The organism is Devosia sp. SL43, assembly GCF_021729885.1.
Taxonomy (GTDB): domain Bacteria; phylum Pseudomonadota; class Alphaproteobacteria; order Rhizobiales; family Devosiaceae; genus Devosia.
In genome coordinates, this window is record NZ_CP063401.1 from 1,874,928 (window position 1) to 1,887,934 (window position 13,007).

The window sequence follows — 13,007 nt, forward strand, 5'->3', positions numbered from 1 at the left end:
CCTTACCTCTCCCTGGGGGGAGAGGTCGACCCTCTTGGGTCGGGTGAGGGGGCCTTCAACGCATCGAGCCAGGAAAAGGCCCCCTCACCCGGCCTATGGCCGACCTCTCCCCCAAAGGGAGAGGTTAAGGAAGCTCACAACTCGCTGATCGTCCGCTGCAGCGCCTGCTCGAACACTTCGTCCGGCTGCGCTCCCGACAGCGCATACTTTTCCCCGAACACGAAGAATGGCACGCCGCGAATGCCCTGCGCTGCCGCGTCGGTCGCCAGCTGTTCGGTGATCGCCAACTCATTCTCGTCATTCATCGCATCGAGGGCGTCACCGCGATCAAAGCCGTACTCTACCGCAATATCAGCCAGCACATTGTCATCGTTCACCTGCCGGTGCTCGAGGAAATAGGCATTGGCGATGGCATTGGCCAATTCGTGCTGAATGCCCAGCGGCTTGGCCAGCCGGGTGATCGTATGCACCTTCTTGGTCGGGAACATGCGCGGCTGCTGGCTGAGATCGAGCTCGATCTCGGCCTTCCTGGCCTCGCCCTCGACGCGCGCCCACATATCCTTGGGATCCTGCCCATACTTCTGGCGCAACATGTCGGCGACGACGACGCCTTCCGCCGGTGTGTTGGGATCGAGATAGAACGGATGGTTCTCGACAATCACCTCGATATCGTCAGGCAGGGCAGCGATAGCTTTGTCGAGCCGCGCCGAACCGACCAGGCACCAGGGGCACACCACATCGGTGAACACGTCGATCTTGAGCTGTTTGGTCATGGCAATAGTCCTCTTTGCCCTGACATGGCGCGGAAGCCGCGCCACTGCAAGAACGCACGTCGAGGTAACTTAGTTCTGGCTGCCACCATGGGTCAGCGCGAAGGGCGGCGACCAGCCGGCCACGAAGCTGAGGCCGACAAAGGCGCTAAGCCCCATCCACGCGAGGCCCGGCAGCATCACCAGCGCGGCACGCGTCGATACCAGCGCGGTCCGCACCGCAGCCGACACGCCCAGCAGCAGCAGGCTCATCGAAACGATGCTCAGCATCAGTGCGTCGAGCGGCAGCACCACGAACGGAAAGGCGATCGTACCCGCCATCAGCGCCACCAGCCACCACCCGGCACTGCGACCAGCCTGACCACGCTCCGCCACCATCCAGCGCGCAATACCAAACAGCGGCAGGCTGCCGATATGGAGCGCGGCGCCCACCCAACCGGGCAGGCCGAAGGGCGCGAAATACAGCGGCAACACGCCGTTCAGTTCGGCCACGCCATTGGCAATCATGAACACGGCGAGCGGCAGGGCCGCACTGAGCACGAGCCCAAGCAGGTCGTGCCTGTCGGCATCGAGCGCCGATTTATGCGCTGGAATGGGTAGGGCCATCGTCAAGGTGCGGGTTGCCATATCCGGCTCCCATTTGTTGCATCGCCTGGCAAATTAATGCGGCGTGCGTCCAAAGGGTTCCCGTTACGTCAACTCAGGTCGGGTTGAACGCCATCACCGAGCAGAAGATGATGCTCAAGAGGAACACCCGCGTCACGACGCCGAACGTGGCCGGCTTGACCCGGGCAAACACCGGCAGACCACGCGTCAACAGCAATCCGAGCAGACACAGCACGATGGCGATCTTGGCGATGAACCAGGGACTGGGGCTGGTGACACGCCCTTCCGCCACGACGATGGCCACCATGGCAAGGCCCGTCAGCACCAGCACCATCAGCGCACGTTGGGAATTCCGCGACATGGTCTGCGCCACGCTGCCCAGCACGGGCCCCAGTTGTGCCCCCGCCGCAGCCATGCGGGACATCAGCAGCGGCATGACGACATTGGTGCTGGCCCCCACGACCAGCGCCACGAGATGAGTGAACAGCAGCAGATTGAAGACGATCGACATGAATCTTGACCCCGGCCTGGACCGGCGACCACCGCCGGCCTTGTCTTTGCCGGCTCCACTGCTACAACCTCAAGTAAACTTCAGGTCAAGTACATGCTGCAACATTTTCTGAGCGTGGGTGAGGTGGCGGCGCGCAGCGGCGTCGCCGTGTCGGCGCTGCATTTCTACGAGAGCAAGGGGCTGATCAGCAGCCATCGCAGTGCCGGGAACCAGCGACGCTATGACCGCACCGTTCTGCGCCGCGTGGCCGTCATCCGCGTGGCGCAGGATCTTGGCCTGTCGCTGGGCCGCATCGCCGAGGCCCTCGCCACCCTTCCAGCCGACGCAGCGCCGGGACCCGAAGATTGGGAGCGACTGTCCCGGCAATGGCGCGACGAGATCGATCAACGCATTGCGCGGCTGACGCAATTGCGCGATGAGCTGACGGGCTGCATCGGTTGCGGGTGCCTGTCGACTGGCACCTGCCCGATGCGCAACCCCGGCGATCGTCTCGCCACCAAGGGCAGCGGCCCGCGCCTGCTGCTTGGAGATTTGCCATGACCGATTTCGCCGACCGCCTCGAAGCGCTCGAAACCCGCATCGCCTTCCAGGACGAGACCATCGAGGAGCTGAACGCCACCATCACCGCGCAGTGGCGGCAGATCGACCTGCTGACCCGCAAGCTGGATCAGATGGAGCAACAGGTCCGCTCCGGCGTGCATATCGCCGACCCCAGCACCGAGCCGCCACCGCCGCACTACTGAAGCGGCGGCCCTCACTCTCCCAGTCGCAGCGCCAGCCGGAGTTGCTGGATATGCTCGGGCACCTCGCTCCATAGCAGCTGCTGCAGCGCCGCCTGATTCTGTTGTGAGGGCTGCGTCGCCTGTTGGGCTTGGCTCACTTTCAGCGCCTCGCCGGCGTCGATCGTCGCCTGTTCCGGCTCGTAGTTCCTATGCCACCGCCAATATTGCGTATGGGTGAATATCCGCCCCAGGAAGCCCGGCAGGCCCGGTCGTCTGATGGCGACATTATGCTCATTGATGCCCGGCCCGAAACTGCCGCCCAGCCGGCCCGACACCAGGTCGCCCAACAGCGGGTTGCGGCTTTCGTCATAGATATTGGTCCACTTCACCGCGGCGAACTGCGCGGCGAAGTGTGGAAACAATGGATCGGTTATCATGCGCCTCGCCTTGGCCGGTCTCCTGGCCGGCGCTGGCGTGGTAACCGAGAACAGCATGCTGCCGTCGCGCAGCGGGTCGGGATGTGGTGGCGCTGTCGCAAAGCGTCGCTCGACAAGGGCGTCTTCGACTTCCTCCGGGCTATCCGCCAGCAGGAACTCGGCGTGGGTCAGCGGACTGCCCAAAGTGATGAAGTCGGTGATCCGCCAGCCCGGATTCTGAGCCGCCAGCGCCGCCGACAGCGTCTCTTGCGCCGTCTGGAAGGCCGCCGGGTTGAAGGACCTGCCGTGCTTGCCCCACGCCGCCTTCACATGGAAGTCGCAGGAAGCGAGCGCCGCCTGCACGCCTGCGGCATTGGGGTCCCAACTGTGGTGATGGGTGGGACCATATTTCTCCCAGAACAGTTGCAGGATGTCGTAGCCAACAATAGTCCCCAGGCTATGACCGACGATGACGATGCGGTCATAGAGCGGCAGGTCGCTGCCGCCCGCCCGGCTCGGATCACTCAGCCGCTTGCTGTGCAGCGCCTCCAGCAGCGCCAGCCCACGCTCCCGCACCAGCCGGCGGCGCTCCACCGTGCTCGGGGTGGCCCGCACGTAGCGCACCACGTCGCCCGCATAAGGCGCCACCAGCGCATTCATGCCCCAGCCCACCGCGGCCGTCAGGCCGGTCGCCCAGAACCGGAGGGAACTGACTGTCTCGGACGGCAGGAAAGACAGCGCCAGGCCGGCCACCAGCATGGCCATGGGCAACAGGATCGCCACCTTGCGCAAGACGCCGTGCGCCTGGAAAATGCGCACCGCCAGCACAATGGCCGCCACGGCAATCAGGATACTCGCCACCAGCGGTCGGTACGGCGCCAGCCAGGCGCCCACTGTCCGCAGCGCGTCCGCAAAGGGCAGCCTCTCGGGATCGGGATGAACCGCAATGAAGCCGGCAACCACGATGATGGCCGCCAGGATCCACAGGATCAGCCACGCGCGCCGGACCTTGGTCGAATCCGGCAAGCGGAACGGCGAGCGCAGCAACAGCGTCCTGATCCAGCCCGTCACCATGTCGAGCGGCGTACCGTCCATGATGTCGGCCCAGTAGAACTCAAAGAAGTCGGTGCGCTTCTGCGGGCCGTCCTTGAGCGTGGTGATGCGCCGTAGTTCGCCCGAACCAGTGGTGATGTCGGGCACGATGGACACGTCCAGCATGCCGTTCGGCCCGACCGGCATACTGCCCAGTGTCAGGTCGCGCCGATAGACCGTCTCGACCAGATCCCGGAGTGTCTCCAGCGGACGCTGCTCACCCATGCCGTGGATGACCACCACCGCTGTCTTCTGCTGCGCAAGCGCCGCACCGGGCTCGCGTTTCATCGCTCCCCTGGAACGTGCCGCAGTCTCCGCCGCCGTCCGTCCCGTCGGTGCTCGTGCCATGCCATCCTCCCCGGGGCCCCGGAAGAATAAACAATTCGCGCGAAGTAAAAGGGCCGCCCGGAGGCGACCCTAGATTACTCCGCGATAGCAGGCAAATCCGTCAGTGGCCGAGCGACTTGACGATATCCTCGGTGACCTTCTTGGCGTCGCCGAACAGCATCATCGTGTTGTCGCGGAAGAACAGCTCGTTCTGCACGCCCGCATAGCCAGCCGCCATGCCGCGCTTGATGAACAGCACCGTGCCTGCGTCTTCGACGTTGAGCACCGGCATGCCGTAGATCGGCGAGGTCTTGTCGGTCTTGGCCGAGGGGTTGGTCACGTCATTGGCGCCGATGACGAAGGCCACGTCCGACTGGGCGAATTCCGAGTTGATGTCTTCGAGCTCGAACACTTCGTCATAAGGCACGTTGGCTTCCGCCAAGAGCACGTTCATATGCCCCGGCATGCGACCCGCCACCGGATGGATGGCGTATTTGACAGTGACGCCTTCCTTCTTGAGCAGATCGGCCATTTCGCGCAAGGCATGCTGGGCCTGGGCCACAGCCATGCCGTAGCCTGGCACGATGATGACCTTGCCGGCATTCTTCATCAGGAACGCCGCGTCTTCTGCGGCGCCCTGCTTGACCGGACGGTCGTCTTCCGCCGCACCGGCGGCCGAGCCACTGTCGCCGCCGAAGCCGCCCAGGATCACCGAGATGAAGCTGCGGTTCATGGCCTTGCACATGATGTAGCTCAGGATCGCGCCCGAACTGCCCACGAGAGCGCCGGTGATGATCAGCGCCGTATTGCCCAGCGTGAAGCCGATGCCTGCCGCCGCCCAGCCCGAATAGGAATTGAGCATGGAGACGACCACCGGCATGTCAGCGCCGCCGATCGGGATGATCATCAGCCCGCCCAGCACGAGAGCCAGGATAGTAATCGCCCAGAACAGCCAGGGATCGGCCGACGTGGTGAAGGCCCAGACCAGCAACACGATGGCCACGCCCATCACGATATGGATGGCATGGCGCGCCGGCAGGATGATCGGCTTGCCGCTCATATTGCCGTTGAGCTTGGCGAAGGCGATGACCGAACCGGTAAAGGTGAAGGCGCCGATGGCCACGCCGATCGACATTTCGACCAGCGCCTGCGCATGGATAGCGCCCGGCGCGCCGATGCCGAAGGCCTCAGGCGCATAGAGCGCTGCGGCGGCCACGAACACGGCGGCCAGGCCGACCAGCGAGTGGAACGCGGCCACCAGCTGCGGCATGTCGGTCATCTTGACGGTGCGGGCCATATAGGCGCCGATACCGCCACCTATGCCGATGCCGCCGATGATCAGCACCCAGCTGACCCAGTCGGAGGGCGCCGCAACGGCAAGCGTTGTGACGATGGCGATGCCCATGCCGACCATGCCGAAGGTGTTACCCTGGCGTGACGAGCGCGGGCTCGACAGGCCGCGCAGCGCGAGAATGAACAGCACGCCGGAGACGAGATAGAGAAGGGCTGCGATATCTGCAGAGATCATCGGCGTTAGCCCTTCTTCTTGTACATTGCCAGCATGCGCTGGGTGACGAGGAACCCGCCGAAGATATTGACCGAGGCGAAGACCAGGGCGATGAAGCCAAAGGCCTTGGAGACCCAGTTGCCGTCAGCCGCAAGCTGCACGCCCACAGCCAGCAGTGCGCCAACCACGATCACTGAGGAGATCGCGTTGGTCACGCTCATCAGCGGCGTATGCAAAGCCGGGGTCACCGACCAGACGACGAAATAGCCCACGAAAATCGCCAGCACGAAAATGGCGAGGCGGAAGGTGAAGGGGTCGATGGCGCCGCCGATGGCCGCATGCGCGACCGCGGCGATGGCATCGGCGGTCTGTTCTGCCGTGGCTTCCATTTACTGGGCTCCCTTGGGTGCAGCCGGCTTGGTCGCCGGCTTCTTGGCGGCGGGCTTCTTGGCGGCTGCGGGCGCTTTGGCCGCAGGTGCTTTGGCGACTGCAGCAGGCTTGGGTGCCGCTGGCTTCTTGGCCGCCGGTTCTTTGACAGTTGCAGCAGCCTTGGGCGCGACAGGCTTTTTCGCCGCCGGCCTCTTGACGGGCGTCAAGACCGTTGGCGATGCGGCAGCAGCGGCATCCATCACGCCTGCGGCCTTCTCGGTCGCTGCCTGCTTGGCCGGCGTCGCTGCAGGTTCGGCGGCATCGGAAATGGACTGCTCCACGCCCGGCGCGGCCTTGTTGGGCGTATCGGCCATGGCAGCAACCACAGGCTTCTTGGCAGGCGCCTTCTTGGGCGCGGCCTTCGGCTCGACCGACTTGGCCGGAGCCTTCGGCGCAGCCTTTGCCGATGCCTTGGGAGCAGGCTTGGCCTCGACCGTCGAGGCAGCCGTCACGAAGCTTGGATGCACCACCGCGCCATCGCGGGTCAGCACGGTCGCCTTGACCAGTTCGTCATCCCAGTTGATGGCGAGCTTCTTTTCCTTGGCGTCGATCAGCGTGGTGAGGAAGGCCAACAGGTTGCGCGCATAAAGCTGGCTCGCTGTGGTCGGGATGCGACCCTGCATGTTGGTATAGCCAACGATCTTGACGCCGTTATGCTCGATCACCTTGCCTGGCACCGTCAGCTCGACATTGCCACCGCGTTCGGCCGCGAGATCGACAATAACCGAACCCGGCGCCATCGATTCCACCATCGCCTTGGTGATCAGCCGTGGCGCTGGGCGCCCCGGGATCAGTGCCGTGGTAATGACAATATCCTGCTTGGCGATATGGCTGGCGGTGAGCTCAGCCTGCTTGGCCTGATAAGCGGCGCTCATCTGCTTGGCATAGCCGCCAGCGGTTTCGGCCTGCTTGAATTCCTCGTCCTCCACGGCAACAAACTTGCCGCCCAGCGATTCCACCTGCTCCTTGGCGGCGGGGCGCACATCGGTTGCCGACACTACGGCACCGAGGCGCTTGGCCGTCGCAATGGCCTGGAGGCCGGCAACGCCCGCGCCCATCACGAAGGCCTTGGCCGGACGCACCGTACCGGCTGCGGTCATCATCATCGGGAAAGCGCGTTCGAATTCGGCGGCGGCTTCGATAACGCCCTGATAGCCGGCAAGGTTGGCCTGGCTGGACAGGATATCCATCACCTGCGCGCGGGTAATGCGCGGCATGAATTCCATGGAAATGGCGGTCACGCCAGCCTTGGCCAGTGCGGCGACATCCTTGTCATTGCCATATGGGTCGAGCGCACCGATCACCAGCGCGCCTTTGTTGACGCCACCAAGCGACGCCGCCGTCGGACGGCGCACCGTCAGCACCACATCGGCGCCCTTGAGGGTCGCATCGGCGCTGGCGGCAATGGTCGCGCCGGCAGCCGTGTAGTCTTTGTCGAGGATGCGCGAGCCCATGCCCGCGCCCTTCTCGACAGCTACGCTGGCGCCAAGCGCAATAAACTTGCCCACCGTTTCGGGGGTGGCCGCAACGCGGTTCTCCCCCTCGAAACGTTCGCGGACGATGGCAATTTTCATGAAAGACTCCTACCCGCCTGCCCGACGGACAGGCTCGTTTCTGCCTGCGTTGGTTCGCCGATCAGGGCTTGATGAGGAAGTAGAGAATGACCGCGGTGATGGCCAGGCTGATGATCGACCACTTAACGGCGGTCAGGAAGCCATTATAGGTGGCTTCGTGCTGTGCGTAGTCCATCGGCGATTCCACCTGCAGCTCGGTGTGGTGTTCGGGGCGGTGCTTTGTGGCCATGTCGTCCTCGTTCGTCCAGTCGTCTCAAAGTCTATGCGCCGAAAGGCCAACCTCAGGGCGAAGTCGCTTCCAGCTCGTCGATCAGGCCCTCGATCATCGACAGGCCGAGCGACCAGAATTGCGGGTCCTTGGCATCGAGCCCGAACGGCGCGAGCAGTTCGGAATGATGCTTGCTCCCCCCGGCCTTGAGCAGCTCGAAATAGCGCTCCGCAAAGCCTTCATTGGCCTTCTCATACTGTGCGTAGAGCGAGTTCACAAGGCAGTCGCCGAAGGCATAGGCATAGACATAGAACGGCGAATGGATGAAGTGCGGGATGTAGGCCCAGAACGTGTCATAGCCCTCGTTCTGAATGATCGCATCGCCCAGGGACTCCTTCTGCACGTCGAGCCAGATCTGGTTGATCTCCTCGGTCTTGAGCTCACCCTGCCGCCGCGCTGTATGGACCCGCCGCTCGAACGTATAGAACGCGATCTGGCGCACCACGGTATTCAGCATGTCCTCGACCTTGCCCGACAACAGCGCAAAGCGCTGCTTGGGGTCGGTGGTCTTGGCCAGCAGCGAGCGGAAGGTCAGCATTTCGCCGAACACTGAGGCCGTCTCGGCCAGCGTCAGCGGCGTGTTGGCCAGGATCGGTCCTTGCGCCGCTGCCATGCGCTGATGCACGCCATGACCCAGTTCATGCGCCAGCGTCATGATATCGCGCGTGCGGCCCAGGTAATTGAGCATCAAGTAGGGATGGGCGCTCGGCACGGTCGGATGCGCAAACGCCCCCGACAGCTTGCCGTCGCCTGTGGGCGCATCGATCCAGCCGGAATTGAAGAACGGCCGCGCCCATTCCTCCAGCTCCGGGGAGAACTTGCCATAGGCTTCCAGCACGGTCGACACCGCGCTGTCCCAGTCCCATGTCCGCTCGTCGCTGGTCGGCAGCGGCGCATTGCGGTCCCAGGCATTGAGCTTGTCCTTGCCGAACCACTTGGCCTTCATCGCGTAGTAGCGGTGGCTCAACCGCGGATAAGCCTCCTGCACCGCCGCCTGCAGCGCATCGACCACTTCGCGCTCGACCGAATTGGCCATATGCCTGGAATCGGCGATATCCTCATACCCGCGCCAGCGGTCCGAGATTTCCTTGTCCTTGGCCAGAACATTGGTGATGTGGGTAAACAGCCGCCCATTGGCTTTGAGCGTCTTGCCCAGCGCCTTGAATGCCGCCTCGCGCTTCTTCTCGTCCTTTTCGGACAGCAGATGCAGCGTCGCTTCCATGTTGAGCACCTCGCCATCCACCTCGAATTCGAGGCTCGACAGCGTCTCATCAAACAGCCGGTTCCACGCCGAATAGGCGGTCACCGACTTGTCGTGGAACAGCTCTTCGAGCTTGTCGTCGAGCTGATAGCGTTTGGCCTTGCGCAGCTCGGCAAACCAGGTGCGATAGCGCGCCAGTTCCGGATCGGCGGCAAACGCCGCTTCGAGATCGGTATCCTCGATGCGGTTCAGTTCCAGTTCGAAGAACAGTACCTTGGTCGAGAGGTTCGTCAGTGCCTCATTGGTATCGCCCATGAATTTGGCGCGATCCGCATCGGTCGATTTCTGCGCGTATTGCAGGAAGGAGAACGAACCGATCTTGCCCGTGAGATCGCCGAGTTCCTCGCTGTCCTTGATCGCCTTGACCAGCTTGCCTGACTTGGTCAGCTCGACCAGCTTGCCCTTGTACGTCGCCTCGAACCGCGCCGCATCGGCCTTGGCCTTTTCGAGGTCGGCCTTGAATTCAAGACTGTCGCGGCCGGGATAAAGATCGCTGAGATCCCAGACCGGCAAAGCGCCCAATTCATTGTGGCCCTTCTGAGCGGCTGCGGTCATGGCGATCTCTCCGGCTGGTCAATTGAGCGCGGACCTTAGCCAGCGTCCTGTCCGATGGAAAGAGGGGCACCCGGTGGGATGCCCCGCTTTTGATCAATCGAGCAGTCCGTATTCCTTGGCCGTGGTCACGACAGTAGTCGGATCGCCATCGATGGCCAGTTCGATTTCCGGCACCAGCTTGTCGAGCATGCTGTTGATGCTGAGGGGCGATGCATAGGAGAAGGCGCCCGAAAGCTGCTTGCCCGCAAAGATTTCGCGTCCTTCCACATGCGCCCGCATGCGATCGCGCAAGGCCAGCCCCTTGACGCTGGCCGGATCGTCCTCGCCGTTGAACCAGATGACCACGTCTGCATCCACGACATCGGTCTGTTCCATGGACAGGTCGGTGACGAAGTCCTCCGGCGAACTGCTCGCATCAATGACTGCTGGCGTGACGAAACCCAGCTCCGCCATCATCTGCGAACGCACATCGTTGGAGCGATAGGCGCCCAAAGTGTCGCCGACCCAGGCTATGGCAGCTGTCTTTCCTTGCCATTCCGGATGCGCCGCCGCGCTATCGGCAAACCGCTGATCGATGCCGGTCACCAGCGCCTCGGCCTGCTCTTGTTCGCCCACGATCCGCCCGAACGTCTTGGTGATGACCTGCCATGGCGTGCCATAATCGGCATAATCCAACCCGGTCGCGACGACCGGGGCAATCTTTGACAGTTCGACATATTCCTCAGCAGTAATGCCGGCCCACACCGCCTCAATGACGTCAGGCTCCAGCATGGCGATCTGCTCGTAGTTGAGATCACCAATCATCTGCGGCTGCGAGTCACCCAGTGCAGCCTGTGCCCAGGGCCAGGCACCATATGGATAGTCGCCGTACCAGGTCCGCACGCCGACCGGATGCACCCCGAGCGAGAGAAAATGGTCTTGTCCGAGATACGACAGGCTCACGACGCGAACTGGCTTTTCATCCAGTGTCGTGACGCCAAACTTGTGTTCGAACACCTGGGGAAAATCTTGTGCCGCGACAGGAACGGCAATCAGCATAAAGGCTAGCGGGATCAGTCTTGAAAGCGGCAGCAAGGCAAAGCTCCGGGGGTGGACCAACCGCGCATCCGCGCGAGGCGACCCCGTGGTTACATAACATGACTACAATAGTCAATTTAATGCCGAAGCCCGTGAAGGCGCTCTTCCTGTGACCAAATTCCCCATGATTAATCGCCCCTTAACCCCCTCCGCTCACATTCTTCCCAAAACGGCACACGATTCGATGCCGCCTCAAGAAGACTGGAGTTTGGATGACGCGTGTTCTGGTAGTCGACGATGATCGGGTCCAACTGCGCCTCACCGCCGAGGTCGCCAACCGGGCCGGATTCAAGCCGCTGACCGCCACCGGCGGCGAGCAGGCGCTCACCATCCTGCGCGAAGACCGCAATATCGGCGCCATGATTCTCGATCTCGTCATGCCCGATCTCGACGGCATGGGCGTGATGGACGCCATGCGCCGCGAGGGCCTCACTACCCCCGTCATCATCCAGACCGCCAACGCCTCGCTCGAAACCGTCATCTCGGCCATGCGCAACGGCGCCGCCGACTATTTCGTCAAGCCGGTCGCCCCCGAGCGCCTCGTCATCTCGCTGCGCAACGCCATGAAGCTCGATGCGCTCGAAGCCACTATCCGCTCCGAACGCGCCCGCAAGGCCGGCACCTTCTCGGCTTCCGACATGATCGCCAAGGCCCCCGCCATGGCCCGCGTCATCAGCCTCTGCGCCAAGGCCGCCAAGTCCAACATTCCGGTGCTGATCGAAGGCGAAACCGGCGTCGGCAAGGAGCTGATCGCCCGCATCATCCAGGGCAGCGGCGACCGCGCTGGCAAACCCTTCATCACCGTCAACTGCGGCGCCATCCCGCCGAACCTGGTGGAGTCCGTTCTCTTCGGCCACAAGAAGGGTGCCTTCACCGGCGCCGTCGCCGACCAGGCCGGCAAGTTCGCCGAAGCCCATAACGGCACGCTGTTTCTCGACGAAGTCGGCGAACTGCCGCTCGAAACGCAGGTCAAGCTGCTACGCGCTTTGCAGGAAGGCGAGATCGAACCCGTCGGCGCCTCCCGCGCCGAACGCGTCAATGTCCGTGTCATCTCGGCCACCAATCGCCGCCTGCTCAACCTCGCCAAATCAGGCGAGTTCCGCGAAGATCTCTACTACCGCCTCAACGTCTTCCCCATCTACACGCCGCCCCTGCGCGAGCGTATGGAAGACGTGCCTGCCCTCGTCGCCATGTTCATCGCCCGCTTCGCCGCCGAAGCCGGCAAGCGCGTGCTGGGCATCTCCCCGGTCGCCCTCGATTTGCTTATGGCCTATGACTGGCCGGGCAATGTCCGCCAGCTCGAAAACGCCGTCTATCGCGCCATCGTGCTGTCAGACGGCGCTTTCCTCGAATCCGTCGATTTCCCGCAGATCGTCGCCCAGGCCAATGGCCGCGACATCGCCAGCAAGGCGATTGAAGCGGCGCCCGTGGCCGCCGCCCCGACCCATATCGACATGGCCACCGCCCGCCAGCGCATGTTCGCCGAACCGCCCAGGGCGCAGGACCGCTTCCTCGACACATCTGGCGAAATGGCCGCCCTGGCAGAAATCGAACGCGCCGCGATCATCTTCGCCATCGAACACCATGGCGGACGCATGTCCCGCGTGGCGCGAGCGCTCAAGATCGGGCGTTCGACGCTCTATCGCAAGCTGCACGAATATGGGCTGGCGGAAGAGCTGATCAACGACGCAGCTTAGGCGCATTGCTGTCCGCATACTGGATCGTCACCCTCGGGCCTGACCCGAGGGCTCTTCACTTGCCAGATGCTGAGGAAGTACAGTGCCCTCGGGTCAAGCCCGAGGGTGACGGCCGGTGGGATGACAAACTCCAGTAGACCTCATGGTGAGCCTGTCGAACCACGAGGTCGTGGCACCCCGTTGCACAACGGCGTG

Annotated in this window: 12 protein-coding genes and 1 pseudogene; 3 read left to right on the top strand and 10 right to left on the bottom strand. The window is 63.3% G+C overall.

Going from position 1 to position 13,007, the window contains the following annotated elements:
• Positions 1-134 precede the first annotated feature (134 nt).
• The 3 genes from IM737_RS09240 to IM737_RS09250 all read right to left on the bottom strand — a co-directional run bounded on the left by IM737_RS09240 (position 135) and on the right by IM737_RS09250 (position 1,887).
• Positions 135-773 carry a DsbA family oxidoreductase gene (locus tag IM737_RS09240; RefSeq protein WP_236899623.1) on the bottom strand — a complete coding sequence of 213 codons (639 nt, stop codon included), beginning with the start codon at positions 771-773 and terminating at the stop codon, positions 135-137.
• 69 nt (positions 774-842) lie between these two features.
• Positions 843-1,397 carry a hypothetical protein gene (locus tag IM737_RS09245; RefSeq protein WP_236899624.1) on the bottom strand — a complete coding sequence of 185 codons (555 nt, stop codon included), beginning with the start codon at positions 1,395-1,397 and terminating at the stop codon, positions 843-845.
• A 73-nt stretch (positions 1,398-1,470) separates the two neighbouring features.
• Complete coding sequence (locus tag IM737_RS09250) at positions 1,471-1,887, bottom strand: hypothetical protein (RefSeq protein ID WP_236899625.1); 417 nt, start codon at positions 1,885-1,887, stop codon at positions 1,471-1,473.
• Positions 1,888-1,980: 93 nt separating this feature from the next.
• On the opposite strand from IM737_RS09250, the gene soxR reads away from it, so the two are divergent.
• A complete protein-coding gene (gene soxR / locus IM737_RS09255; protein WP_236899626.1) occupies positions 1,981-2,427 on the top strand; it encodes a redox-sensitive transcriptional activator SoxR in 447 nt (148 codons plus the stop codon).
• Positions 2,424-2,630, top strand: coding sequence for a SlyX family protein (locus tag IM737_RS09260; protein ID WP_236899627.1), 207 nt, complete (start codon positions 2,424-2,426; stop codon positions 2,628-2,630). The genes soxR and IM737_RS09260 overlap by 4 nt, the downstream gene beginning before the upstream one ends.
• Positions 2,631-2,641: 11 nt before the next feature.
• Here IM737_RS09260 and IM737_RS09265 read toward each other — a convergent pair whose 3' ends face one another.
• From IM737_RS09265 to IM737_RS09295, 7 genes and pseudogenes are all read right to left on the bottom strand, one after another.
• Positions 2,642-4,465, bottom strand: a complete 1,824-nt coding sequence (locus IM737_RS09265; protein WP_236899628.1) for a hypothetical protein — start codon at positions 4,463-4,465, stop codon at positions 2,642-2,644.
• A 100-nt stretch (positions 4,466-4,565) separates the two neighbouring features.
• Positions 4,566-5,972 carry an NAD(P)(+) transhydrogenase (Re/Si-specific) subunit beta gene (locus IM737_RS09270; RefSeq protein ID WP_442874180.1) on the bottom strand — a complete coding sequence of 469 codons (1,407 nt, stop codon included), beginning with the start codon at positions 5,970-5,972 and terminating at the stop codon, positions 4,566-4,568.
• A 5-nt stretch (positions 5,973-5,977) separates the two neighbouring features.
• Positions 5,978-6,340: a proton-translocating transhydrogenase family protein gene (locus IM737_RS09275; RefSeq protein WP_336886236.1), complete on the bottom strand. Its 363-nt coding sequence runs from the start codon at positions 6,338-6,340 to the stop codon at positions 5,978-5,980.
• A gap of 348 nt (positions 6,341-6,688) precedes the next feature.
• Positions 6,689-7,954 (bottom strand): annotated as a pseudogene (locus IM737_RS09280) (Re/Si-specific NAD(P)(+) transhydrogenase subunit alpha); the annotation flags it as partial.
• Positions 7,955-8,015: 61 nt separating this feature from the next.
• Positions 8,016-8,183 carry an aa3-type cytochrome c oxidase subunit IV gene (locus tag IM737_RS09285; RefSeq protein ID WP_236899629.1) on the bottom strand — a complete coding sequence of 56 codons (168 nt, stop codon included), beginning with the start codon at positions 8,181-8,183 and terminating at the stop codon, positions 8,016-8,018.
• Positions 8,184-8,235: 52 nt separating this feature from the next.
• Positions 8,236-10,038, bottom strand: a complete 1,803-nt coding sequence (locus IM737_RS09290; RefSeq protein ID WP_236899630.1) for a M3 family oligoendopeptidase — start codon at positions 10,036-10,038, stop codon at positions 8,236-8,238.
• A gap of 93 nt (positions 10,039-10,131) precedes the next feature.
• Positions 10,132-11,112 carry an ABC transporter substrate-binding protein gene (locus IM737_RS09295; RefSeq protein ID WP_236899631.1) on the bottom strand — a complete coding sequence of 327 codons (981 nt, stop codon included), beginning with the start codon at positions 11,110-11,112 and terminating at the stop codon, positions 10,132-10,134.
• Between the two features lie 215 nt (positions 11,113-11,327).
• On the opposite strand from IM737_RS09295, the gene IM737_RS09300 reads away from it, so the two are divergent.
• Positions 11,328-12,812 carry a sigma-54-dependent transcriptional regulator gene (locus IM737_RS09300; protein WP_236899632.1) on the top strand — a complete coding sequence of 495 codons (1,485 nt, stop codon included), beginning with the start codon at positions 11,328-11,330 and terminating at the stop codon, positions 12,810-12,812.
• The last annotated feature ends 195 nt before the right edge of the window (positions 12,813-13,007 follow it).